Genomic DNA, 24,900 nt, shown 5'->3' on the forward strand with positions numbered 1-24,900 from the left:
GTCATGTCCGCCCGGCCGGCGAGCGGGACCCCGAGGGTCGGACGGTCCAATTGATAGTCAGGCCAGCAGGCCGACAGTCGGTGCCGGAGTCACGACCCTCGGGGCCTGAACATCATCAGTGTCGGTGCCCACTGGTTGTCTGGACCACATGGACGCTCTCGGGCAGCACGTCGTGGACCGCGGTGTCGCGGTCGCGGGTGCTGCCCTGGCCGAGCTCGGCGAGGCATCGTTGCTGGGGCTCGACCAGGCCACCGTGGCTGACTCGCTGGTGGCCCTGTCGGCGCTCGAGGCGCAGGTCGCCGAGCTCAAGCACCGGGTCGTCGCGCATGCTGCCGAGGTGCGGGTCGAGGAGCCGACGGGCGCGACCACGACCGCAACCTGGCTCGCGCACGCGACGCGGACGACGCGGCGGGCTGCTCGACGCGCGGTGCACCTCGCCGGGGCGCTGGAGCGGTTCGCGGTGCTGCGTGCCGGTCTGGCGGCGGGCCGGGTGAACCTCGAGCAGGCGCAGGTGGTCGTGCGGGCGCTGGAGGAGCTGCCCGACGACGTGCCGTCGTGGGTGGTCGCCGAGGCCGAGCGGGCCCTGGTCGAGCTGGCCGCCTCCCACGACGCCGACGACCTGCGGGTGCTGGGCGACCGGGTGCTCGCGCTGGTCGCACCCGAGGTCGGCGAGGCGCACGAGGCCAAGAAGCTCGCGGACGCCGAGAAGGACGCCGACCGCGCGACGAAGCTGACGCTGACCCCCGACGGGTCGGGGCGCGTGCACGGGCGCTTCGTGGTGCCCGAGCTGCACGCGGCGATGCTGCGCAAGATGCTGATGGCGCTGGTCGTGCACGACCGGCCGGCCGCTGCCGACGCTGCGACAGAGACGCACGAGGCCGACGAGGCCGACGAGGCCGACGAGGCGGACGAGACAGACGGAGCCGTGCTGGGCGGCGGCCCGCCCCGACGTACGACGGCCGAGGAGCTGGGCCGAGCGTTCTGCGAGCTGCTGGAGCGGCTCGACGGGCGCGAGGCGCCCAAGGTCGGTGGCACCGGCGCGACCGTCGTCGTGACGATGAGCCTCGAGACCCTGCTGGGCGGGCTGGCCTCCGCGGTGCTCGACACCGGCGACCGGGTCGCCGCCCACACCGCCCGCCGGCTGGCCTGCGAGGCCGGGATCGTGCCGGTCGTGCTCGACGGTAAGGGTCAGGTGCTCGACCAGGGCCGAGCCCAGCGCTTCTTCACCCGGGCGCAGGTGATCGCGCTGGGGGCGCGGGACGGCGGCTGCACGGCGGAGGGCTGCCGCACGGCGGCGTGGTTCTGCCACGCGCACCACGACGACCCGTGGTCGACCGGCGGCCGCACGGACCTCGCCCGGGGCCGGCTGCTGTGTCCCAGCCACCACCGGCGGGTGCACGACCCGGCGTACGAGCACCGGATCACAGGGGACAACCGCGTCGTCTTCACCAGGCGGACGTGAGTCGCCTGTGCATCGTGGCGCGACTCACCGGGGCCCTGTGGTTGGAACCGAGTTCGATGGGGCAGAGTCGCGCCCATGACCACCGCCGGAGCCGAGCCGATCGCCGTCGCCGCGCCCGCCGTCGCCTGCGACGACGTCTGGTGCCGGGTGTGCCAGACGGGCAACTTCGCCGAGGACTGAGGACGGCGACAGGACACCGCTCGTGAAGGCTCGCCGCTCCTCTCCGCCGACGGTTCGCAGCAACGTCCTTCTCGTCACGGGAATCGGGTTCGTCCCACCCGTCGCTTGGGGTCTGCTCCGCGGGACTCTCGACCTCACCGAATTCCTGCTCATCACGACGGTGGTCCTCGTCGCCGCTGGCATCACGTACCTGCTCAGCGCCCGGGCCTACCGCGGGCGTGCTGGTCACTGAGTCCAGTCCCGGTGTCCGGGTCTCGTGGCTCGCTTCGCTCGCACCTCGACCGGCGATGGGGCTTGGTTTCGAGACGGTTGCTAGCGCAACCTCCTCAACCGGCGGCGGTGCCGGGGAGCGCAACCTGCTGGACCGGCGGAGCGTCTTGGTGGTCTCGACGCCCGCTCGTCGCTGGCGCTCCTCGCTGCTCGACCACCTGTGGGGCCGTCAGACGGTGTGCAGGGTCTTGAGGGCAGCGCGGGTGCGGGCGACCTCGTGGACGCGGTAGATGCCGGTGCGGCCGAGGTGGGCGAGGGTGGCGAAGAAGTGCTCCGCGGAGCGGACCTCTTCGCCGAAGACGTGCCGGGCGCTGGGGAGCGCGTGGCACAGCGGCAGGCCGAGTTCGCGGAGGCGGAAGGTCTCCAGCAGCACCTGGGCTTGGTAGGCCAGGCGCTGGTCCATCGTCGGGGCCCAGCGGAAGCCGAAGCCGATGCCCGGGTCGAGCGCCAGCGAGGTGACGCCGGCGTCGCGCGCGGCCTTCATCCGGGCCTCGAACTGCGGGGTCATGTGGGCGATCGGGTCCGAGCCGGGGTCGGCGTCGGGGTCGAGGTCGCGCGGGTGGGTGCCGCCGACGTGGCAGAGGATCACGCTGGCGCCGTACTCCGCCGACAGCGCGAACATCTCCTCGTCGTGGGCCGAGCCGGTCAGGTTCAGCACCCGGGCGCCGGCCTCGAAGGAGGCCTTCACGACGCTGGGGTGGTAGGCCTCCACCGAGGTGACGATCCCGTCCTCGGTGAGCGCGCTGATCACCGGCACGAGCTGCTCGATCTGCTGCTCGGCGGCGACGTCGTCGGCGTACTCCTGGATCGACTCCGCGCCCACGTCGATGAAGTGCGCGCCCTGGGCGACCTGGAGCCGGCCGAGGCGGACGGCGTTGTCGGTGCCGATGGCGACCGACTCGCGGTACCAGCTGTCCTTGGACAGGTTCAGCACGCCCATGATCGCCGGGTCGGTGTCGGTGTCGATCTCGCGCGAGGTGCCCCCCACGGACAGCCGGAACGGCGCGACCGGGGCGTCGAGAAGGTCGCCGTGCTCCGCCACGAGGGCCGCGAGACGGCGCAGGTCGATCACGAGTCCGCTCCCTGCTCCGAGCCCGCGCCGGTCGGTACGTCGTCGGCCGACGGCTCGGCCTCGCCGGTGCCGGCAGCAGTGCGGGTGTAGCGCAGCATCAGGAACTCCTCCGCGGTCAGCACGTGCTGGAGCGTCATCGTGCCGGGGTCGCTCGCCATCGGCGTGCGCGGCGTCTTGTCGGTGCCGACCAGCATCGGCGCGATCGTGATGTCGGCCTCGTCGAGCAGCCCGGACTCGGTGACCTGGTGCAGCAGCCCCGGCCCGCCCTCGCAGACGATCCGGCCCAGCCCGCGGTGGTGCAGCTGCGCCACGACCTGCTCGGCGTCGACCTTGTCACCCGGCAGCTGCACGACCTCGCAGCGCTTCCGGACGTCCTCGACCTTCGCCGGGTCCGCGGCCTCGGTCGTGAACACGATCGGGGTGAGGTCGGAGTCGGTGAACCCGCCCGGGTCCAGCGGCAGGTCCAGGCTGCCGGACACCACCGCGAGCACCGGCGCGGGGGCCTGACCGGCATCCCGGCGTACGTCGGCGTCCTCGGCGCGCGCCTTGAGCGGGCCGTAGCCCTCGGCCTTCATCGTGCCGCCGCCGACGAGCACGACGTCGGCGAAGCGGCGTACGGCGCGCAGCACCGACCGGTCCGCGCCGCCTGACACCGAGCCGCTCAGCCCGTCGTCGCCCGCGGCCGCGCCGTCGAGGGTGCAGACCATCATCGCCCGCACGTAGGGCTTGGTGGTCGTGTCGGGCCACGGGTAGACCGCGGACAGGGCGTCGTCGTCGACCGGGCCCGGCTGGGGGCCGTGGAGCATCAGCACGCTGCGAATCTACGGGGGTGCCTCATGCCCGGCGGGGTGGTCCGGACCGGGTCGGTCCGTCGGGGCGGCGGGTCTCGTGGCTCGCTGCGCTCGCACCTCGACCGGCGGTGGCGATGCGAATCGCTCGCACGTCGACCGGCGGACCCGACGCGAAGTGCTACGCGGCGCTACACTCTGGAGATGCGGATCATCACCCAACGGGAGCTGCGCAACGACAATGCTGCGGTGATGCGTGACGTCGAGGCAGGGGAGTCCTTCCTGGTGACCAAGCACGGCAAGCCCGTGGCGCGGGTCGTCCCCGCGGGTGTCGACGAGCTGCCGGTGGCGCGCGAAGCGACCGTGCGTGGTGGATTCCAGGCACTGCCGCGAGTGCGTGTCGATGTCAGCACGGCCGAGGTGCTGGACGACCTGCGCGGGGAGCGGTGAGCACCTACGTCGACACCTCGGCCGCGGCGAAGCTGCTGGTCGAGGAGCCCCACTCGGCGGCTTTTGCTGCCTGGACCGACGAGCACCCCGATGTGGTGGGGACCCTGCTGCTCGAGACCGAGCTCCGGCGTACGGCGCACCGGCTCGGTGTCGATCAGGGCGCCGTGAGCGAGCTGCTACGTCGCTTCAGACTCTTCGAGGTCACCGCGGGGACATTCCGTGAGGCCGGCGCGCTGCCCGGTGCCCGGCTGCGCTCGCTGGACGCACTGCACCTCGCCGCCGCCCTGCGCTTGGGCTGCCAGGCGATCGCGACCTACGAGGAGCGCATGGCTGACGCGGCGCGCGAGCTCGGGTTCGACGTGGTGGCGCCGGGTGTCGGACTCGGGGGCTGAGCTCGGACCGATCCTTGCCCTGCGACACCACATGTGTCCCCGGCGGCGACAGATCGGGGGACGCTGTCGGTAGCCTGTCGGCGTGAGCGTGCCCGCCTTCTATGCCGAGCTGCGCGAGCTGCGGCTCCAGCGGCTGCTCGACGCCTCGGTGGAGATCGTCGCCGAGGTCGGGTGGGACGCGCTGAGCATGACCGCGGTCTCGAAGCGTTCCGGGGTGCCGCGGCAGAGCATCTACAAGGAGGTCGGCACCAAGGCCGACCTGGGCCGGGCCGTCGTCGACCGCGAGGTCCGGCGGTTCCTGGCCGTGACCGCTGAGCAGCTGGCTGCACACCCCGACCTCGAGTCGGGGCTCCCGGCAGCCGCACGCCAGGTGTTGGAGCAGGGGCGCGCCAACCCGGTGCTCCAGTCGGTGCTGCGCCTCGGCCAGGACACCGGGCTGCTGGCCCTGCTGACCGTCCACCCCGACGCGGTGCTCGGCCAGGTCACCGCCGCGGTGACCGCGCTGCTGCCGCCGGAACGGGCGACCGAGGCGATGGTCGACACCGTCGTACGGCTCATGATCAGCCACCTCGTGCAGCCCACGGTGCCGGTCGACGACGCCGTCGAGCGGATCAGCCGCGTGGCCGCCGCCTACGCCTGATCAGCTCAGGCTCGGGCGTCGGCGCCGCCGTGGTCGCCGACCATAGGCACCTCGCGCGGTCTCGACGACGCCCTCGCTGGCGCTCGGGCTGCTCGACCAACGGTGCAGGGCGCCCTCGTTGGCGCTCGGGCTGCTCGACCCACGGTGCAGGACGCCCTCGCTGGCGCTCGGGCTGCTCGACCAGCGGCTCTCAGAGGTCGAGGACCAGTCGCGGGGACAGCGAGCGCGAGACGCAGGTCATCATCGTCTTGCCGCAGGCCCGCTCCGCGGTGTTGAGCACGGCGTCGCGGTGGTCCGGGGTGCCCTCGATGATGTCGGCCTCGCAGGTGCCGCAGATGCCCTCCAGGCACGAGCCGAGCACGTCGACACCGGCCTCCTGGATCACCTCGAACACCGACTGGTCCTCGCTGACCGTCACGGTGATGCCCGACTGCACGCACTCGACCTCGAAGGTGTCCAGCGCGTCCTCGGGCGCCTCGACCGCGGCCGCCTCGAAGCGCTCGAGGTGCAGGGCGCCCTCGGGCCAGGTGGCGCACCGCGACTCCACGGCGTCCAGCAGCGGGCCCGGGCCGCAGCAGTAGACCTGGGTGTCCTCACGCGGGGTGCCGAGCACGGCGTCGAGGTCGAGCAGCCCGTGCTCGTCCTGCGGCCAGATGGTGACGCGCTCGTCGCCCTCGAGCTCGTCGAGGTAGGCCATCGAGGCGCGCGAGCGCCCGCCGTACAGCAGCTGCCAGTCGGCGCCGCTGGCCTTCGCCGCCCGCACCATCGCCAGGATCGGGGTGATGCCGATGCCGCCGGCGATGAACTGGTAGCGCGGCGCCTCCTGCAGCTCGAAGTGGTTGCGGGGCCCGCGCACCTGCAGGGTCGTGCCCTCGGTCAGCTTGTCGTGGACGAAGCTGGAGCCGCCGCGGCCGTCGCGCTCGAGGAGGACGGCGACCGTCCACTCGTCGGGGCGGGAGGGGTCGCCGCAGAGGGAGTACTGCCGGGTCAGCCCGTCCTCGAGGAGCAGGTCGACGTGGGCGCCGGGCTGCCAGGCGGGCAGGGCCTGGCCGTCGGGGGCGGTGAGGGTCAGCTCGACCACGCCCTCGGCCGGGGTACGCCGGCGGGTGACCGTCACGTCGTGCAGCTCGGTGCCGGGGCGGGGTGCGCGGGTGGTGGGCTGGGCGGGTCGCTCACCGGGTCTCGACGACGGCTCGCTGGCGCTCGCCTGCTCGACCAGCGGAGGGGTGCCGGTCTTGACCTCCTCTGCCTCGGTGGCGCGGCGGTCGAGCCACATCCGGCGGTAGGCGCCCGGCTCGGGGCGCTGGTGGCCGTGGGGGGTGACGCGGACCATCATCGAGCTGTAGCCGCGCACGAAGTTCGACTGCACGCGCTCGGGCTCGGCCAGCACCTCGATGTCGTCGAAGCGCGCCAGCAGCTCCTCCCAGAGGATGCGCAGCTGCAGCTCGGCGAGCCGGCTGCCCATGCAGCGGTGGGTGCCGATGCCGAAGGCGAGGTGGTGGCGGGCGTTGCGCCGGTCGATGACGAAGCGGTCGGGGTCCTCGAAGCGGCGCTCGTCGCGGTTGGCGGCGGCGTACCACATCACGACCTTGTCGCCCTTGCGGATGAACTGGCCGTTCAGCACGGTGTCCTTCGTGGCGACGCGGCGCATGTAGGCCAGCGGCGTCTGCCAGCGCAGGACCTCGTGGATCATCTTCGGCACCAGCGACGGCTCGGCGCGCAGCCGGTCGAACTGGTCGGGGAACTGGTTGAGCGCCAGCACGCCACCGGTCATGGAGTTGCGGGTGGTGTCGTTGCCGCCGACGACCAGCAGGGTCAGGTCGCCGAGGAACTCCATCGGCCGGTCGATGATGTCCTTGCTGTCCTCGGAGAGCTGCATGAGCGTGATCAGGTCGTAGCCGGGCTGCTCGCCCGCCGCGAGCCGGGCGGCCTTGTCGTGCCAGAGCTGGCTGAAGGCGCGTGCCACCTCGGCAGCCGAGCGGTAGATCTGGTCGACGTCGGGTTCGCCGCCGGTGGCCCCGGCGCTGCCGGCCATCATGTCGGTCCACTCCGCGAGCTTGCGGCGCTGGTCGTAGGGGAAGTCGAGCAGGGTCGCGAGCATCCGCGAGGTCAGCTCGATGCTGACCCGGTCGACCCAGTCGAACGGCTCCTCGACGGGCAGGGAGTCGAGGACCTCCCCCACCCGCTCGCGGATGAGGGCCTCCATCTCTTCGAGGTTCTTCGGGGCCACGACGTCCTGGACCGCCGCGCGACGGTCGTCGTGGCGCGGCGGGTCGAGGGCGATGAACATCTCGATGTCCAGGCCCTCCGGCGGGGAGCCGAGGACGATCTGCGGCTCGGCGGAGAAGGTCTCGAAGTCCTTGTCGACGGTGACGATGTCGTCGTACCTCGTGACCGACCAGAACGGACCGAACGGGCTCTCGGCGCGGAAGTGCACCGGCGCCTCGTCGCGCAACCGGCGGAAGTAGGACTCCCACTTGCCCTGGCGCCACAGGAACGGGTTGCTCGTGTCGATCTCGGTCAGGTCGAGGTCGTCGACGTCCGGGACCGGCGCCTCGGTGAAGCGCGGCTGGTCGTCACCGACCACCAGGCGCTTGCCACGCTGGTAGAGGTGCAGCGCCTGGACCTGGCGCTGCATCGGCACGGTCTTCTGGGCCTGCTGGACGGCCTGCTGGACGGCGGGCCGGACGGAGTCGACCACCGAATCGAGGATGCGCACGACGACCACCTACGCGGAGAGAGAGGGAGCGGGTACGACGAAAGTAGAACAAACGTCGTCGCTGACAACAACCACTAGCAGTTTGTCGCGAGGGTGCTGCGCGTCACCCGTTGGTGTGTCGCGGGGCAAGGGCTTCGGTCTACTGGCAGTCGTCTGATGCGCTCAGTCCGGTCGAGTAAGAACGTCCAGCAGCTCGTGGTTGACGAACAAGCGCTCTCTGCCGACCTTGGTGTCGCGAAGCAGGCCGGCGGTCACCAGGGCGTGCAACCAGGTCGAGGCCGTCTGGCGCGACACGTCGCAGCGCTCGGCGACGGTGTTGATGCGGCAGTAGGGCTGTTCGAACAGCACCGCCAGGAACTGAGCGTCGCGGCCGCCCGGTGTTGCAGTCCTGGCCCGCTCGGCGATGTCGTCCTGACAGGTGCGGATGGCGGAGATCTTCCGGGTGGTCGACGTGGCGGCGTCGTGCACCACGTCGAGCATGTACAGGACCCAGTCGATCCAGGCGCCTTCCGCAGTGACCGCCCTGAGCAACCGGTAGTAGTCGTTCTTGCGCGCGATGATGGCGCGCGAGAGATAGAGGACGGGGTCCTCGAGCAGGCCGGCCTCGATGAGCATGAGGATGTTGATGACACGGCCTGTGCGTCCGTTGCCGTCGTGGAACGGGTGGATGGCTTCGAACTGGTAGTGCGCGACGGCCATCCGCAGCAACGGGTCGAGGTCGTCGTCGGCGTGGACGAACCGCTCCCACTCCGCGAGCTTCTCGCGGATCAGGTCGGCGCCCTCGGGTGGCGCGTAGATGACCTCACGAGTGGCAGGGTTGGCGATGCGGGTCCCTCGACGCTTTCCCTGAACGTGTTAGAAAGCGAGAGAAAACTTAACACGTTTCGGGAATGTGTCACCTGACGTGACACATCACGCTCACGCCGTGACCGTGACCAGAGCAGTGACCAGGTCCCGGATCTGCTGGGTGCCCGGGTCGTAGCCGGGGAAGTAGGTGCAGACCCGGTCGGTGAGGTCGCCGAATCTTCGGTGCAGCTCGGCCGCGCACTCCTCGGGGGTGCCGCGCACAGCGAGCGTGGCGAGCATCCGCTCGTCGACCTTGGCGATCATCTCCATGATCGCGCCGGTCTTCGACAGGGCGTTGAGCTCGGGCTGCAGGTCGCCCCAGCCCTCGGCGTCGAGGACCGGCCGGTACGCCGGGGTCGAGCCGTAGAAGGCCAACAGTCCGCGCACCCCGAGGTCGGCGCGCTCCTGCTCCTCGGGCGTGCGGCCCATCGCGAGGATCGCCTGGGGGTAGACCTTGAGCTCGCCGGGGGTCTCGCGCTCGCGCAAGCCCTCCTCGACCGCGGGCAGCGTGTTGGTGCGGATGTGCTTGTGGGAGTGGAACGGCATGACCAGCAGGCCGTCGGCGACCTGGGCGGCGGTGCGAGTCATGAGTGGGCCGAGCGCGCCCATCAGCACCGGCGGGAGCCCGTGCGGGTTCGGGCCGGGGACGAACGTCGGCGGCATGAGCGTGTGCCGGGTGAACTCCCCGCGGAAGTCCAGCCGGGTGCCGTCCTGCCACGCCGTGAGGATCGCCTTGGTCGCCAGCACCGCCTCGCGCATCCGCGCCGCCGGGCGCGACCAGGTGGCGCCGTACCGGTTCTCCACGTGGGGCTTGATCTGGCTGCCCAGCCCCAGCCGGAACCGGCCCTTGCTGAGCAGCTGCAGGTCGTACGCCGCGTGCGCCAGGTGCATCGGGCTGCGCGGCGTCGCGATCGCGACGTTGGTCATCAGGTCGACGTCGACGCCCGCCGTCGCGGCCGCGACCAGCGGGAAGAACACGTCGTGCGGGCCCTCGAAGGTGAACAGTCCCTCCACGCCGGTCGTGGCGAGCTCGGCCGCGCGGGCGGCGGCGGCGTCGGGGCGGGCGTCGAGCTGGATGTCGAGGAGCACGGGGTGATGGTGGCAGGAGACGGACGCTGCCGCGACGCCGAACGGACGGCGACCGGCGCGTCCAAGCGGTCGACGCCGATGACCGACACCCCACTAGATACCCCCGAATCATGTGACGTTGTTTTGTGGTACGTTGTCTCGCGTCATAAGTCGAGGACGGAGATCAGATGCCTACCGAACTGCCCCCGCGCAGCCGTGTGACCATCATCGGCAGCGGCTTCGCCGGCTTGGCCACCGCCGTGCGCCTGAAGCAGGAAGGCCGACACGACTTCATCGTGCTGGAGAAGTCGCACGACGTGGGAGGTACGTGGCGCGACAACGACTACCCGGGCTGTGCCTGCGACGTCCCCTCGAACCTGTACTCCTTCTCGTTCGCTCCCAACCCGCGGTGGAGCCGAGCCTTCTCGCAGCAAGCCGAGTTGCACCGCTACCTGCGTGACACCGCTGTGCGGTTCGGCGTGATGCCCCACATCGTGTTCGACGCGGAGGTCCTCGGGGCGACGTGGATGGAAGACGACCAGGAGTGGGAGATCGAGACGCGCGCCGGAACTATCCGGAGCCAGTTCCTGATCTCGGGTGCCGGGCCTCTCAGCGAGCCGTCCTACCCGGACGTTCCCGGGATCGAGGACTTCCAGGGCACGATGTTCCACAGCGCCCAGTGGAACCACGACCACGACCTGAGCGGCGAGCGCGTGGCGGTCTTGGGCACGGGGGCCTCCGCGGTGCAGTTCGTCCCGCACGTGGCGGAAGCGGCCCGTGAGCTCACCGTCTTCCAACGTACGCCGCCGTGGATCCTCCCGCGTCCGGACCGGAACGTCCCGGAGCTCCAGAAGCGGCTGTACAACACGGTCCCTGCCTTGCAGAAGGCAGTGCGGATCGCGGTCTACTGGCGGCAGGAGGCCATGCTGCCGGGGCTCGTTCACCGACCTGGACTGCTACGAGCGGTCGAGAAGCTGGCCCTTGCCCACATGCACTGGAAGGTCAAGGACCCCGAGCTCCGCCGCAAGCTGACACCGGACTACAAGATCGGCTGCAAGCGGATCCTGATCGCGAACGACTACTACCCGGCGCTCACCCGGCCCAACGTCTCCGTGGTCACCGAGTCCGTCGAGCGGATCAACCCCCACAGCATCACCACCCGGGACGGTCGAGAGCACGCCATCGACACCCTCATTTTCGGGACCGGCTTCCACGTCACCGACACCTCGATCTCCGATCGGATTCGCGGTCGAGCAGGGGAGACGCTGTCCGAACGGTGGAAGGGAAGTCCTCAGGCCTATCTGGGGACCTCGGTGAGCGGCTTTCCGAACTTCTTCCTCCTGGTCGGACCGAACACGGGACCGGGTCACACGTCGGTGGTCTTCTACATCGAGTCCCAGGTCGCGTTCGTTCTCGATGCGCTGCGGACCGTCGATCGATCGCGCCTCTCGAGCATCGACGTGCGTCGAGAGGTCGAGGACGACTTCAATCGCGAGATCGAGGATCGGATGGAGGGCACGGTGTGGACGACCGGTGGATGCGGGTCGTGGTACCTCGACGCGAACGGCAAGAACTCCACCCTGTGGCCGGGCTTCAGCTTCGAGCTGCGCTGGCGGACACGCAAGTTCGATGTTGCTGCCTACACCACCCAGTCCGAGTCGTCCGCCACGGCAGTGGCGCGCGCCTCCTGACACCTCTGGCGCTGGGCTCGCCGGCGCGCAGAAAGGACGTTGTGATGAGGACTTTCGATGGCAAGGTGGCGGCAATCACGGGCGCCGCGTCGGGGATCGGCCGTGCACTGGCTGTCGACCTGTCCCGACGGGGTTGCGCCCTGGCGTTGTCCGACGTCGACGCGGCGGGGCTTGCGCAGACCCAAGCGCTGTGTCGCGAGGGCACGGCGGAGGGCACGGCTCTGGTGACCAGCGATGTCGTGGACGTGGCGAACCGAGCAGAGATGTCGGCCTGGGCCGAGTCCGTCGTGGGAGCGCACGGCAAGGCCAACCTGATCTTCAACAACGCCGGAGTCGCTCTGGGCTCGACGGTGGAAGCCATGACGTGGGAGGACATGGACTGGTTGATGGGGATCAACTTCTGGGGCGTCGTCCACGGGACCAAGGCGTTCCTGCCCCACTTGATCAGGTCGGGCGAGGGGCACGTCGTGAACGTCTCCAGCGTCTTCGGGTTGATCTCGGTGCCGACGCAGTCCGCCTACAACGCCGCCAAGTTCGGCGTCCGAGGCTTCACCGACGCGTTGTACATGGAACTGAAGGTCGCGCGGCATCCCGTATCGGCGACCACGGTCCATCCTGGCGGCATCAAGACGAACATCGTCAAGAATGCACGCCTCCACGAGTCGTTGGGTGCCGCCGCTGACCTGGAGTCGACGCATGGGCGGTTCCAGAGCATCTCCATGACCTCGCCCGAGAAGGCGGCGAGCGCCATCCTCACGGCTGTCCGACGCGATCGCCGCAGGGTCACCGTCGGCCCCGACGCCAAGGTGATCGATCTGTTGTCGCGGCTGCCCGCACCGCTTTACCAGCAAGCCCTCGTGCTCGGAGCACGGCGCGAGCTGACGTGATCGCGAGGAGCCGCATGTCGGGTTCGCGACGACCACGGTGCCGCGCGCGACAGTCAGCCCCGGCGCTCAGTCTGCTGGGGAGTCGGTGTCGCTCGCTGCCAGGCCCGCGGTGGGCCGGACATCTCCGCCGTCCCTACAATGGCTGACGTGAAGAGTGGCAGCAACGGCCTGATGACCATCGACGCATTGGCGCTCGCATCGGGCATGACGGTACGGACTCTCCGATCGCACGCCTCCCGGGGCTTGTTGCCCTCGCCGATCATGCAAGGCCGCGTCGGCTACTACAACGGGTCACATCTGGCACGGTTGACCTTCATCAGGGAGATGCAGTCCGCTGGCTTCAGCCTGTCCAGCATCGAGCAGATCCTCTCCGGAGTGCCCGATGACGCCGGCGAGGCCATGTTGCACATCATTCGCGGGCTGTTGGCTCCCTGGGATGCCGAGCCGACGACGACCTACACCCCAGAACAGATCCTGAGCCTGTTCGGAGCCAGCGCCACGCTCGAGTCGTTGACCGAGTTCGCGGACCTGGTCGGGGCGGAGTTCGATCCCGACGGGAACGTCACGGTCACGGCCCCGGGGCTGCTGACGGCCGCAGCCGAGGCAATGAAAGTGGGCCTGACGCCTCAGGGGGTCGCCGCAGCCGGCGAAGTCGTCGTCAACTCAGCGCGCGAGGTCGCGGCATGCTTCGTCCAGCTGTTCCGCGACAGCGTCTGGAGCCAGTTCGTCGAGGCTGGCATGCCCGAGGAGGACTGGAATCGGATCACCGGGATCCACGCGCGGCTGCAGCCGCTGGCCGTCCAGGCCTTCCTCAGCGCCTTCCAGGGTGCGATGACCCAGGAGGTCAGCTCGGCGCTCAGCGAGGAGCTGGGGTCGGGTGCCCACGATGTGGTGCAGCGGCTGCTGAGGGCCGATCTCGGCGCCAGCAACTAGCAGAACCGGGGTTCCGGGTCTCGGTCGGCGGCACCGACTGTGGACGGGGGAAGCCCCTCGCTCTGTCGCCTATGACTGACCACGACAGGGACGGGGACGACGGGCGCGCTGCCGAAGCGTGCCCGTCGTCCCCGCGATCCCGCTCAGATCGCGCTCGTCAGCTTCACACGCGGCCGCCCTGCTGACAGGCCGTGTGCGATCTCTGCCTCGTCGATGCGACGCCATGCCGGAAGATCCACGGAGTCGGGATGCCACTGGCGGAGCAGCTGACCCAAGTCCCCTGCAGGCGACACGGGTTCGAGAACGCCTGACGTCGCATCCTCGAGCACGCTGTTGACCGTCTCGCGCGCACACGTCTTGTTGGTGCCGATGAACCCGCGAGGTCCGCGCTTGATCCATCCGACGACGTAAGCCCCTGGCAGACCCTCGACCCGGCCGCGCACATGCGGCACGACGCCTCGGTCCGGGTCGAAGGGGAGACTCGCGATCGGCGAGCCCTGGTAGCCGATGGAGGAGAGGACCAGACCGGCGGGCAGGTGATCGGATGTGCCACCGGGCGGTGATCCGGGGCCGGCGCTGCGGATCTCGACCTCCTCCACCTGGTCTTGGCCGACGAACCGGTGCGGCGAGGACCAGAACCGAAGCACGATCCGCCTGGAGCTCGGCGCGGCCTGATATTCGGTCGGCAGGCTCCGCAGCAGGTCAAGCTTGTGGCGAAGCTGCACGTCGGCCCACTCCGGGGCAGGCGGGATATCGCCGGCGACGACGACCTCGAGATCGCGTCGAGCCATGAGGCCCACCAGCTCGGGCAGCGTGAACGCCGCGTGCTCCGGCCCTCTGCGCCCCAGCACCACGACCTCTTCGACCTTGCTCTGGCGAAGGGCGGCCAAGGCATGGTCAGCGATGTCGGTGCGGGCCAACGCGTCCGGATCGGTCGTGAGGATGCGCGCCGCATCGATCGCGACGTTGCCGTTGCCGACGATCACCACCCGGCGATGGCTCAGATCGACGTGGGCATCGCCATGGTCAGGGTGGCCGTTGTACCAGGCGACGAAGCGAGTCGCGCTGCTCACGCCCGGGAGATCGGCACCGGGTACCTGCAGGACACGGTCCTGCGACGCCCCGGTGGCGTAGATGACCGCGGAGTAGCGCGCCGCCAACTCCTCGTGGTGCACCGAGGTGCCCACGTCCACGCCCAAGGCGTAGTGAAACCCCGGCAGGTCCTCGATGTCGCGGAAGAGCTTGTCGACCGCCTTGGTCATCTGGTGATCCGGTGCCACCCCCGATCTGACCAGTCCGTAGGGGACGCTCAGACGGTCGTAGACGGCGACCTCCACCCCCTCCTGCTTGAGCAGCTCGTCCGCAGCGTAGAGACCTGCGGGGCCAGAGCCCACGATGGCCACACGCAACGGCTTGTTCGAGGGGTTCAGCCGGATCAATGTGGGGACGATGGCTTGGACTCGCCGCTGGGTGGCCGGATGCACCTCGTGGAAGAGCCGGTTGATCTCCACGAAGGGCAACTGGTCGACCGGGAGCCTGGTGTCGCGAGTGATCGCTCCGACCGGGCACGCCGCGACGCACGCGCCGCAGTCCACACAGGTCTTGGGGTCGATGTACAGCATCTCGGCCGACTCGAACAGCTCGTCATCAGGGTTCGGCTGGATGGCGTTGACCGGGCAGGCGAAGACGCAAGCGGCATCTCCACAGCACGCCTGGGTGATGACGTGGGTCACCGGCTCACGCCGCTCGGCGGAAGACGACCGCAGGCTCGCTGCGGAAACGTGACGGCCGGCCGTCGATCTTGCACCAGCGCCACAACCGGCGAGACACCGGCGTCATGAGGCCACTGTCCTCGGCCAGCATCCGCACGTCGGCGAAGAGGTCGCGCAGTCGCTCCCGGGACTCCGGCGCCTGCCAGTACAGCTCCTTCATCACGTGGTCGGGGATGTCGAAGCGATCCCGGAAAGCCTTGGGCGGGACGAGGATGGCGTCGCCGAGGAACCGCATGATGAGCGGCAGAAGGGCCGCCGTGATGTGCCGCGCCTTCCGGCTGAGGTGGGGTGCACGAAGGCGCACGGCCTCGTGAGCGAAGGAGATGTGGCGGGCTTCCTCAGCGATATGGATCTCCATGACGCGTGACAGGACGGGCGGGAGCTCGGCGCCAGCCCTGAAGATCGACTTCTGCGTGTGGTCGATCGGCTCCTCGCCCGCAAGCACGCCCAAGAAGAAGACCACCGGATACCGCGTGACCAGCATCGGCAGGACCGGTGCCAGCTTCCGCAGGATCCACGGCATGCCGTCGACGTCGGCGCCGATGCGGTTGACGACCTCTTGGAACATCTGCGTGTGGTGGCACTCTTCGGTGGCCTCGTGCATCAGGTACCGGTACTCCACCGAGCCGTTGGGCAGTGCGAAGACGTACTGCATGATGGACCGGATGAGCACGTTCTCGAACTGAAGGCCGACCTTGAGGATGTTCGCCTGGCGCCAGAGTCCGATCTCGATCTGCCGCTCCAGCGGCTGCTTGAGGTACCACTCGTGGCCGCCGAGCGGGTCCACCGCGGCAGGCAGGACCCATCGCTCGTCGTCCTGCCTGACCTGGAAGTCCTCGTCGTCCCACGGGATGTCCGCGAAGGCATCGAAGTGGCGGTCCACCGAGGCCTGGCTCAGCGTGCGCAGCACGTCCTCGTAGTTCTCCTGGGTGACCTCAGTGCTGAGTGCCTCGTTGAGACTCATGGGCGTGAGACCGCGCCCGCTCTCAGGTGACGAAGAGCCGGGGGCGTGGTTGGCCAACTCGTGAGTTGACATGGTCTTCCTCCTCTGGGTACAGGTCTATGACGTGTTCGAACGTACCGCTAAATACTGTCACGCACAATGCTGACTAGTTTGTGGGAGGTGATTGACGTCTCTCCAGGCGTGTGACACCTTTTGGCGTCGCACTAGAAGTCGTCACGTTCTGACGGGCGCACGAGGTTGCAAGGAAGGGACGGCACACGTGAAGACGCAGGTGGCTCTCGCCGGCTTGGGGATCGCGGTGGCACATCGTGCGGCGCGCGGCAAGGTGCTCCGGGCCAGGACGCAGCCGGACAGGGATCTCGTGAGCCACGGCGCTGGTCGTCCTGTGAGGCAGTCCTTCGTCCACGCGCCCGACGGAGCGCGGCTGGCGGTCAACGAGTGGGGTGATCCTCACGCCCCCGTCACTGTCGTGCTGCTGCACGGGTGGACCCTGTCGTCGCGCCTGTGGTCACGACAGATCGCCGTGCTCAGTCAGCATGCACGTGTCGTCGCCTACGACCATCGCGGCCACGGCCGGTCGGACCGTGGCCTCGCGGAGAGTTGCACGCTCGACCAGCTCGGGGCGGATCTCGCCGCCGTCGTTGACACGGTGGCGCCGGAGGGGCGGCTGGTGCTCGCGGGTCACTCGATGGGGGGCATGACCCTCATGCACCTGGCTGAGCAACGGCCTGCTCTCGTGGCCGAGCGCGTGGACGGAGTCGTGATCGTCAGCTCCAGCGCCGGGGAGTTGTCCAGGTCGGACTTCGGCCTCCCAGGCCCCTTGGGAGTCGGCGTACGCGTCCTGGGACCCAGTGTCATGGCGATGCTCGGTCGCCTCGAGTCCTGGGCAGAACGACACGACGCTCTCGCCCCAGAGCTGTGGCTCGCCATCCGAGCGCTGTGCTTCGGACGAGGAGCCCCTGCCCATCTCGTGGACGAGATGCTCGCGGTGGTCCAGGACGTTCCGCTCGGGGTCGTCTCGGCGTTCTACGCCGGGTTGGCGCTGCATGACGGCACTCCCGGTCTGCGCGCACTGATGGACACCCCCGCCACGATCCTAGTCGGAACCGAGGACCGGCTGACTCCGGTGTCCCACAGCATGCGGATCGCGAAGGCACTGCCCCAGGCCGAGCTGACGACCTTCGAGGGCGCGGGGCACATGCTCACCCTGGAGCGAGCTGACGAGGTGGCCGACGCGATCTGTCGACACGTCAGCCGCAGACCTGCGGCGGACGAGGCCGGTGACCACCTTGTCGCGCGATGACGGCGAGCCGATGGACGCTCGCCGGTGGGGGACGGTCCCACTGCTGGCGGGCCCCGTGCGGGGACCTGGCCTGGTCTCGCCGGCGATGACTGCCACGCTCCGTGGCGTCGAGCCGGCGCGGTGGGACCGGTGACGCACCTCGTGCTGGCGCCGCTCGCCGGCGCCGGAGGGCTGTTCGCCATGTTCGTGGACGTCGCCCGTGCCACCTTCCGACGCCCCTTCGCCGCACGGGAGTACGTCGACCAGACGTGGTTCGTGGCGCGAGTCACCACCCTGCCCACCGCCTTGGTGGCCATCCCCTTCGGTGCGGTCATCGCCCTGCAACTGGGCAGCCTCACCAGACAGCTGGGGGCGCAGTCCTACACCGGTGCAGCCTCCGCATTGGCCATCATCCGGGAGGCGGCGCCGATCGCCACCGCGCTCCTCGTCGCCGGTGCGGCCGGGACCGCGATCTGCTCCGACCTGGGAGCCCGAAGGGTCCGAGAGGAGATCGATGCCCTCGAAGTGCTCGGGATCGACCCCGTCCAACGCCTGGTGGTGCCCCGGGTGCTCGCGGCCATCACGGTGGCGGTGCTGCTCAACGGCTTCGTTGCCTTCGTCGGCATCGTGGGCGGGTACTTCTTCAGTGTAGGACTACAGGGCAGCAGCGCAGGCTCGTACTTCGCCGGATTCGCCACGCTGGCTCAGTCCAGCGACCTCTACGTCGGAGCTCTCAAGGCGGCGATCTTCGGCCTGATCGCGGGTGTGGTGGCTTCCTACAAGGGCCTCACCGCCAGTGGGGGGCCCCAGGGTGTCGGTGATGCGGTCAACGCCGCGGTGGTGCAGACCTTCCTGTTGCTGTTCTCCGTCAATTTCCTGATCACAGCCGTGTACACCGAGATCGTGCCCCCGAGAGGTCGATGACCCATGGTCAGCGCTACTCCTGCTCGCTCGAGACCAGGCATCCCCCGAGTCGCACGCCGAGCGATCGGAGGACTGGACGAGCTGGGACGACTGACATCCTTCACCTGGGCGGTCGTGCGTGCCATGCCCCTCTCCATCACGCGCTATCGCATGGAGACCCTCCGCCTGGTGGGAGACGTCGCACTGGGCAGAGGCGCTCTGGCGGCTCTGGGCGGGAGCGTGGGTGTCGTGGTGGCGATGTCCTTCTTCACCGGCATCGAGGTCGGTCTCCAAGGCTACGAGGGGCTGGAGCAGATCGGAGCCTCCGCCCTGACGGGCTTCATCTCGGCCTACTTCAACACCCGGGAGATCTCGCCGCTGGTCGCCGGCGTCGCACTCTCGGCGACGGTGGGCTGCGGGTTCACCGCGCAGCTCGGAGCGATGAGGATCTCGGAGGAGATCGACGCTCTCGAGGTGATGGCAGTCTCCCCGATCCCGTTCCTCGTCGCCTCCCGCGTGTGGGCCGGGATGCTGGCGGTGGTCCCGCTGTACTTTGTTGGCCTCCTCGCGTCGTACCTGAGCACACGATCGGTGGTGACGCTGGTCTACGGCCAGTCCGAGGGAACCTATGACCACTACTTCCACCTGTTCCTTCCGCCCGAGGACATCGCCTGGTCGGTCTTTAAGGTCCTGGTCTTCGCGGTGATGGTCATCCTCGTGCACTGTTGGTACGGCTTCACCGCCTCAGGTGGACCTGCGGGCGTGGGGATGTCCGTGGGACGCTCGGTCCGCTTCGCCATCGTCGCCATCGTCGTGCTCGACTTCCTTCTCAGCATGGCCATCTGGGGATCGACGACCACCGTCAGGATCGCCGGATGAGCAACTCCCGAGGCTCGATCCGCTACCCGCTGCTCGGACTTCTGGCTCTGTCCATGGGTGTCGCCGGAGTCGGCCTGACGTTCGCCAGCTACCAGAAGGTCTTCGCCGACACCGTCATGGTGGAGGTCCGACTGGAGAGGGCCGAGGAGCAGCTGGACCGGCAGGCGGACGTCAAGGTCAACGGCGTTCGGGTGGGCGAGGTCAAGGAGCTGTCACCCACCGCGGAGGGTGATGTCCTGCTGTCCGTCGCCCTCGACCGGGAGCTCGCCGCGAAGGTGCCCGCCGACGTCACAGCCAGGCTGGTGCCCAAGACCCTGTTCGGTGAGAAGTACGTCGAGCTCGTGCCCCAGGGCGCCGACGACTCCATCCGCGCCGGCACGGTCATCGCCCAGGACATGACTCGTCGTTCGGTCCGCCTCCAAGAGGTGTTCGACTCCCTCGACCCGCTCCTGCGCACCGTCAGGCCGGCGGATCTCAACGCTGCGACGTCGAGCCTCGCCTTCGCCCTCGCCGGCAACGGAGCCGACCTGGGCAGGACCCTGGACTCGGTGGCCGCGTACGCCGGCAGCGCCCGCACGTTCCTTCCCGATCTCGAGGCGGATCTCACGCTGCTGGCTGACGTGGCGGCCGTCTACGCACGAGTGGCTCCGCGTCTGCTCGGCATCACCGGGGACGCGGTCACCACGATCAGCACCGTGCGGGACGAGATCGGCGATGTGGCGGCCGCGCTCCGCGGAACCAGCGACGTCTCCGGGCGGGTGCGGGTCCTGCTGGAGGAGAACGAGGAGACGCTGGTAGGTCTGATGGAGAGTCTTCGTCCGACGTTGGCGCTGCTGGAGGAGTACTCCCCGGAGTTCGACTGCGTCTTCAACGGCGCCAAGCTGGCCATCCAGCGCATCTACGACGTCTTCGGGGGTGACGACGGCCCGTTCGTCATCCGCGGACGGCTGCGTCTCGGCCAGACCCGCGGCGTGTATCCCCGAGGCTTCGCTCCCAACGAGCCCCTGCAGGCCAAGCTGCTGGAGGAGCTCAAGGCCTTCGGGCCATCGTGTCCGGTCGTGACCGACGAGGCGATCGGGGGCACACCCAACGCGGACATCCCCGCGCCGGCGTTGGCGTTGATCGGTTCCTATCGCGGACTGCTCGGACTCCCCGCTACTCCGCTTGATACGGGGCAGCAGCAGGAGCAGGAGCAGGAGCAGGACGGCGAGCGCGATCCTCTCCCCGGGCTCGATCTTCCTCAAGGCCTTCTCGACAGCCTCGACCTCCCACTGCCCGAGAGCAGCGCAGAGACCAGCGACGGCCTGCTCTCGCCCTTCTTCGACATGGTGGCGAACGTCACCTCCGGCCTGAGGACGAAGGAGGACCAGTGAGACCCCGCTTCCGGAGACCGCCGGCATCGACCTTGGGACTGATCGGCTTCCTCGCCCTGACCTTGGGGACGACGGGCATCCTGTTCTCCACCATCGCCGGCACCAATCCGAGAGACCCAGTTCCCTACCGTGCCGTGTTCGCCGACGCCACCCGGGTGGTTCCCGGCGACGAGGTGAGGATGTCCGGCGTCCGGGTGGGCCGGGTCCACGACGTGGTGCTCGACGCCGACCAACGTGCCGTGGTCGAGTTCACGGTCGATGAATCAGTGCAGTTGCCCCTGCAGACGCGCGCCGAGCTGCGCTACCGCGATCTGGTCGGAGCCCGATACCTGAGCCTGGTCGTCACGCCAGGCACCGCGGCTGACGACCTGCTGCAGCCGGGCGGGACCATCCCGCTGGGCAGGACCAAGGCGGCCCTCGACCTGACCGTCCTGCTCGACGGTTTCCGACCGATCTTCAACGTCCTCGACCCGGAGCAGGTGAACCAGTTGGCCCTCCAGGTGGTGCGCACGCTGCAGGGTGAGGGCGGAACCGTCGCGTCGCTGGTCGCCAACACAGCCACCCTGACCCAAGATCTCGCTGAGCGCGACGTGGTGATCGGCCGCGTGATCGACAACCTGAACGTGGTGCTGGACACCGTGGACGATCGCGGTGACGGCCTGCGTGCCCTGGTCGACCAGCTGGGCCGATTGTCCTCCGGCCTCGCAGAGGACCGCGTCGTGATCGGGGGGGTCCTCGACGGGATCGCGGACCTGAGCACGTCCACTGCGGACCTGCTCCAAGAGGCACGTCCTCCCCTCACTCGAGACATCGCGTCGCTGCGTGCGGCAGCATCGGCCTTCGCCGACACCAAGGACCAATTGCAGGAGCTGGTGGACCTGCTCCCGATCAAGCTCAACTCGTTCACGCGGGCCGCGAGCTACGGCGGCTACCTCAACTTCTTCGTCTGCCAACTGGACATCACCTTGACACTGCCGAACACGCCGTCCATCACAGCCCCTGGACTCCGCAACAACGAAGCGCTGTGTCGGCCATGAGGAGAAGGAGCCTGCCGCTGTTCGGTCTGGTCGGCATCATGGCGCTCGCCCTCATGGTGGGTGCTGGTCTGTCGGCTGGCCGGATCAATGGTCTCTTCGGGAAGAGAGAGATCGTCGTGGAGCTGGCTCATGCTGCCGGATTGAAGACAGGCGACCCCGTCAGGATCTCCGGGGTGAAGGTTGGAACGGTCAAGGACCTCGCTCTCGCCGACGAGGTGGTGGCCGTCTCGCTCGAGGTCGACGACGGCGTCGAGCTGGGCGGCGCCACCCGCGCTGCCCTGAAGGTCGAGACGCTGCTGGGCACCGAGTACATCGCCTTGACGTCCGCAGGAACCGGCGAGCTCGAGGGCGACAGGGTGCCGATCGAGCGCACCGAGGTGCCCTTCGACCTCCAAGCCGTTCTCGGTGGACTCACCCGGCGCGTGCAGGACATCGACACTGATGCCCTTGCATCCTCGTTCCGTGCCGTCACCGAGGTGCTGAATGGGGCCTCGCCCCAGACCCGGCAGGCGCTCGACGGTGTGGCGTCGTTGTCCCGCGTGGTCTCACGGCGCGACCAGGAGCTGCAGAACCTCGTACGCAAGTCTGCTTCCGTCACCCGGATCTTGGCGGATCGCTCGCAGACCATCAGCGCCTTGGTCCGCGACGCCGGCGCCTTCTTGTCGGTCTTGGAGCAGCGACGCCTGGCCATCGAGAGACTCCTCGACGCCACGCAGCGCCTTGCCCAGGAGATCACAGCCACGGTGAGGGCCACCCGTGAAGACCTCAGCCCTGCGCTGCAGGAGCTGCAGACCACGGTTGCCACGCTGCGACGCAACAAGGGCGACCTGGAGGAGAGCGTGCGTTTGTACGCCCCGCTGTTGCGCTACTACACGACCGTGCTGGGCAACGGTCGCTGGTTCGACGCCGCCCTCTTCGGCCTGACCCCCCAGGTCGTCCCCGACCCCCCCCAGCAGGATGGAGCCGTCCGGTGAGCATGAAGGAGCGGTGGGCGCGAGGCCGCAGGATCGCCGTGTGGCTGGTCGTGGGTGTTCTCGCGACCGCCGGAGCTGTGGCAGCCGCCCCCGCCGTCACCGGCAGCGGCGCCGAGTACCGAGCCGTCTTCCCACGGACCGTCGGCCTGTACGTGGGCAGCCAGGTGAGTGTGCTGGGGATCAAGGTCGGCGAGATCACCGGCCTCGAGCCCCAAGGGACTGCGGTCCAGGTGAGCTTCACCGTCGACGACGACCTGCGTATCCCGGCCCAGGCCCGGGCGGTCGTGGTCGCCCCCACGCTGGTCAGCGACCGTCGGCTGGAGCTGACGCCCGTCTACAGCGGTGGCCCGGCGCTCGAGCCGGACAGCGAGATCCCCTTGGAACGCACTGCTGTCCCGGTGGAGGTCGACGAGGTCCTGCAAGAGGTGCAGGACCTGTCCACAGCACTCGGCCCGCGTGGGGCGAACCGGGACGGAGCCCTCAACGATCTCCTCCAGGCGGGTTCACGGACGTTGAAGGGCAACGGTTCGCGACTCAACGACACCGTGACCGAGTTCAGCCGCGCCGTCGAGACTGCCTCGGGGACCGGCGATGACCTCGCCTCGACCCTCACCAATCTTGCTCAACTGACCCGTGCGCTGGCAGCCAGTGATGCCCCGGTGCGCCGACTGGCCTCCACGCTGGAGGCAGTCTCCGGCAGCCTGGCGGCGCAACGTGACGCTCTGGTGGGAACGGTGGATGGACTCGCCGTTGCCATGCAGGAGGTCCGCTCGCTCGTGCGGGACAGCGGTCCGGCGCTGACGCGCAACACGGCTGGTCTCCTGGATGTCACCCGCACCATTCTCAAGGAGGAGCAGGCCCTGCGCGAGACACTCAACCTCGCGCCGGTGACACTGCAGAACTTCATCGGGACCTTTGACCCGCAGACGTCCGCGCTCACCGCGCGCATCGCCGTCAACGGCACCCTGACGACGGACCCGAGCCTGGTGCTCTGCCAGCTCATCTCCAGCAACGGCCTGGGTCGGCTGTGCCCCATCGTCAACACGCTCGTCGATCCGGTGGAACCGTTGCTCCAGGGGCTGCCCCAGCCCCTCGGTGAGGGCGCCGAGCTCGGTGACGGAGTCGTCGAAGGCTCGGGAGGACGACGATGAGACGATGGCTGATGGTCGCCGTCGTGGCCGCGCTGACCACCAGCGGATGCTCACGGGCCCCCCAGCTCCAGGACGTGGGGCTACCGGGGTCGCGGGTCCAGGACGGCTACGAGATCTCCGCGGTCTTCGACGACGTCCTGGACCTGGTCCCGCTGGCGACGGTGAAGCTCGACGGCGTCAAGGTGGGAGTGGTCAGCTCCGTCGAGCTCGCCGATGACTACGCCGCCCGAGCGGTCCTGACGATCGAACCGGACGCGGAGATCCCTCGACAGGCCACGGCCAGCATCGAGCAGACCAGCCTGTTGGGCGAGAAGTACATCGAGCTCGAGAGTCCTGGAGACGGTCCGCCAGATGCGATGAGGGAGGGGGAGGTCATTCCTCTGTCCAGGACGGGCGCCGGGGTGGAGGTGGAGACACTTCTCAGCGGGGCATCGGCCCTACTCAACGGCGGCGGGATCGGCCAGCTGGAGGTCGTGACCCGCGAGCTGAACTTGGCGCTGCAAGGCCGCGAGAAGACGGTGCGGACCGGGCTGCGCGACCTGGACGCCGTGGTGGCCACCCTCAACCGCCGCCGGGGCGACATCGTGCGCGCCATCGACGGACTGGACCAGATCAGCAGGACCGTGGCCGCCGACCGCGTGGTGGTCGAGAGCGCCCTCGATGAGCTGCCCTCGGGCATCGAGGCGCTGGCGGGACAGCGGCGCGCCCTGACCCAAGCCCTCGCCGAGCTCGACGGCCTCGGTCAGGTGGCGAGCCGGGTCATCGGGCGCACGAAGGCCGACACGGTGGCCAACCTGCGCCTGCTGGACCCGATCCTCACTGAGATCGCCAAGGCCGCACCGTCGTTCTTCGACACCCTGGACACGTTGTTGACCTACCCGTTCGCCCGCAACATCTATGGCGGGATCGCCGGGGACTACGTGCAGCTGGCGGGCGAGCTGGAGATCGACCTCGCCGCGCTGCTGCGCGATGGCTTCGGGCCCGGACCGGCGCTGGGTGACCCTGAGCCACGCATCCAGTGCGGCCAGTTCGGACCCAACTGCGTGCGGGGACCCCTCACTCCGGTACCCGAACCAGCGGGTCGCAAGAAGCAGTCGAGTCCGCCTCCCGACGTCATGGGCGGGCGCGAGCTGCTCGAAGGACTTGGAGGTCTGGGGCGATGAGCCA

22 protein-coding genes are annotated in these 24,900 nt (G+C 69.2%); 15 read left to right on the forward strand and 7 right to left on the reverse strand.

What is annotated here, in order from left to right:
- Positions 1-148: 148 nt before the first annotated feature.
- Positions 149-1,462, forward strand: a complete 1,314-nt coding sequence (locus ACYVID_RS14800) for an HNH endonuclease signature motif containing protein (protein WP_460738326.1) — start codon at positions 149-151, stop codon at positions 1,460-1,462.
- A gap of 619 nt (positions 1,463-2,081) precedes the next feature.
- Here ACYVID_RS14800 and ACYVID_RS14805 read toward each other — a convergent pair.
- Positions 2,082-2,984 carry a dihydropteroate synthase gene (locus ACYVID_RS14805; RefSeq protein ID WP_460738328.1) on the reverse strand — a complete coding sequence of 301 codons (903 nt, stop codon included), beginning with the start codon at positions 2,982-2,984 and terminating at the stop codon, positions 2,082-2,084.
- Positions 2,981-3,790, reverse strand: coding sequence for a pyrimidine reductase family protein (locus ACYVID_RS14810; protein ID WP_460738435.1), 810 nt, complete (start codon positions 3,788-3,790; stop codon positions 2,981-2,983). The genes ACYVID_RS14805 and ACYVID_RS14810 overlap by 4 nt, the downstream gene beginning before the upstream one ends.
- 186 nt (positions 3,791-3,976) lie before the next feature.
- Between ACYVID_RS14810 and ACYVID_RS14815 the strand changes: the two genes are divergently transcribed.
- From ACYVID_RS14815 to ACYVID_RS14825, 3 genes are all read left to right on the forward strand, one after another.
- Positions 3,977-4,222: a type II toxin-antitoxin system Phd/YefM family antitoxin gene (locus ACYVID_RS14815; protein WP_460738330.1), complete on the forward strand. Its 246-nt coding sequence runs from the start codon at positions 3,977-3,979 to the stop codon at positions 4,220-4,222.
- A complete protein-coding gene (locus ACYVID_RS14820) occupies positions 4,219-4,614 on the forward strand; it encodes a PIN domain-containing protein (RefSeq protein ID WP_460738332.1) in 396 nt (131 codons plus the stop codon). The genes ACYVID_RS14815 and ACYVID_RS14820 overlap by 4 nt, the downstream gene beginning before the upstream one ends.
- Before the next feature lie 82 nt (positions 4,615-4,696).
- Entirely contained in the window at positions 4,697-5,254 is a 558-nt protein-coding gene (locus ACYVID_RS14825) for a TetR family transcriptional regulator (RefSeq protein ID WP_460738334.1), read from the forward strand.
- Positions 5,255-5,444: 190 nt separating this feature from the next.
- Here the strand turns inward: ACYVID_RS14825 and ACYVID_RS14830 are convergent, their stop codons facing one another.
- From ACYVID_RS14830 to ACYVID_RS14840, 3 genes are all read right to left on the reverse strand, one after another.
- A complete protein-coding gene (locus ACYVID_RS14830; RefSeq protein ID WP_460738336.1) occupies positions 5,445-7,973 on the reverse strand; it encodes a cytochrome P450 in 2,529 nt (842 codons plus the stop codon).
- 162 nt (positions 7,974-8,135) lie between these two features.
- Positions 8,136-8,798 carry a Fic family protein gene (locus tag ACYVID_RS14835; protein WP_363323366.1) on the reverse strand — a complete coding sequence of 221 codons (663 nt, stop codon included), beginning with the start codon at positions 8,796-8,798 and terminating at the stop codon, positions 8,136-8,138.
- 93 nt (positions 8,799-8,891) lie between these two features.
- A complete protein-coding gene (locus ACYVID_RS14840; protein ID WP_300387647.1) occupies positions 8,892-9,908 on the reverse strand; it encodes a TIGR03617 family F420-dependent LLM class oxidoreductase in 1,017 nt (338 codons plus the stop codon).
- A 167-nt stretch (positions 9,909-10,075) separates the two neighbouring features.
- On the opposite strand from ACYVID_RS14840, the gene ACYVID_RS14845 reads away from it, so the two are divergent.
- The 3 genes from ACYVID_RS14845 to ACYVID_RS14855 all read left to right on the forward strand — a co-directional run bounded on the left by ACYVID_RS14845 (position 10,076) and on the right by ACYVID_RS14855 (position 13,398).
- Entirely contained in the window at positions 10,076-11,578 is a 1,503-nt protein-coding gene (locus ACYVID_RS14845) for a flavin-containing monooxygenase (protein ID WP_300387649.1), read from the forward strand.
- A 44-nt stretch (positions 11,579-11,622) separates the two neighbouring features.
- Positions 11,623-12,465 (forward strand): SDR family NAD(P)-dependent oxidoreductase, encoded by an 843-nt coding sequence (locus ACYVID_RS14850; protein WP_300387651.1) that lies wholly within the window; start codon positions 11,623-11,625, stop codon positions 12,463-12,465.
- Positions 12,466-12,612: 147 nt separating this feature from the next.
- Positions 12,613-13,398, forward strand: coding sequence for a MerR family transcriptional regulator (locus ACYVID_RS14855; protein ID WP_300387653.1), 786 nt, complete (start codon positions 12,613-12,615; stop codon positions 13,396-13,398).
- 143 nt (positions 13,399-13,541) lie between these two features.
- Here the strand turns inward: ACYVID_RS14855 and ACYVID_RS14860 are convergent, their stop codons facing one another.
- Both ACYVID_RS14860 and ACYVID_RS14865 read right to left on the reverse strand, forming a co-directional pair.
- Complete coding sequence (locus tag ACYVID_RS14860) at positions 13,542-15,131, reverse strand: FAD-dependent oxidoreductase (RefSeq protein WP_460738339.1); 1,590 nt, start codon at positions 15,129-15,131, stop codon at positions 13,542-13,544.
- A 4-nt stretch (positions 15,132-15,135) separates the two neighbouring features.
- Positions 15,136-16,134 (reverse strand): AurF N-oxygenase family protein, encoded by a 999-nt coding sequence (locus tag ACYVID_RS14865; RefSeq protein ID WP_179532157.1) that lies wholly within the window; start codon positions 16,132-16,134, stop codon positions 15,136-15,138.
- Between the two features lie 259 nt (positions 16,135-16,393).
- Between ACYVID_RS14865 and ACYVID_RS14870 the strand changes: the two genes are divergently transcribed.
- The 8 genes from ACYVID_RS14870 to ACYVID_RS14905 all read left to right on the forward strand — a co-directional run bounded on the left by ACYVID_RS14870 (position 16,394) and on the right by ACYVID_RS14905 (position 24,896).
- Positions 16,394-17,437 (forward strand): alpha/beta fold hydrolase, encoded by a 1,044-nt coding sequence (locus ACYVID_RS14870; protein ID WP_300387657.1) that lies wholly within the window; start codon positions 16,394-16,396, stop codon positions 17,435-17,437.
- 129 nt (positions 17,438-17,566) lie between these two features.
- Positions 17,567-18,340, forward strand: coding sequence for an MlaE family ABC transporter permease (locus ACYVID_RS14875; RefSeq protein WP_425489724.1), 774 nt, complete (start codon positions 17,567-17,569; stop codon positions 18,338-18,340).
- 3 nt (positions 18,341-18,343) lie between these two features.
- Positions 18,344-19,198 carry an MlaE family ABC transporter permease gene (locus ACYVID_RS14880; protein ID WP_300387659.1) on the forward strand — a complete coding sequence of 285 codons (855 nt, stop codon included), beginning with the start codon at positions 18,344-18,346 and terminating at the stop codon, positions 19,196-19,198.
- A complete protein-coding gene (locus tag ACYVID_RS14885) occupies positions 19,195-20,571 on the forward strand; it encodes an MCE family protein (RefSeq protein ID WP_300387661.1) in 1,377 nt (458 codons plus the stop codon). The genes ACYVID_RS14880 and ACYVID_RS14885 overlap by 4 nt, the downstream gene beginning before the upstream one ends.
- Positions 20,572-20,603: 32 nt before the next feature.
- Positions 20,604-21,608, forward strand: a complete 1,005-nt coding sequence (locus ACYVID_RS14890) for an MCE family protein (RefSeq protein WP_300387663.1) — start codon at positions 20,604-20,606, stop codon at positions 21,606-21,608.
- Entirely contained in the window at positions 21,605-22,582 is a 978-nt protein-coding gene (locus ACYVID_RS14895) for an MCE family protein (RefSeq protein ID WP_300387679.1), read from the forward strand. The genes ACYVID_RS14890 and ACYVID_RS14895 overlap by 4 nt, the downstream gene beginning before the upstream one ends.
- Positions 22,583-22,584: 2 nt before the next feature.
- Positions 22,585-23,733 (forward strand): MCE family protein, encoded by a 1,149-nt coding sequence (locus ACYVID_RS14900; RefSeq protein WP_300387681.1) that lies wholly within the window; start codon positions 22,585-22,587, stop codon positions 23,731-23,733.
- An 11-nt stretch (positions 23,734-23,744) separates the two neighbouring features.
- Positions 23,745-24,896, forward strand: a complete 1,152-nt coding sequence (locus ACYVID_RS14905; protein ID WP_300387683.1) for an MCE family protein — start codon at positions 23,745-23,747, stop codon at positions 24,894-24,896.
- The last annotated feature ends 4 nt before the right edge of the window (positions 24,897-24,900 follow it).

It is taken from the genome of Nocardioides ginkgobilobae (assembly GCF_054781275.1).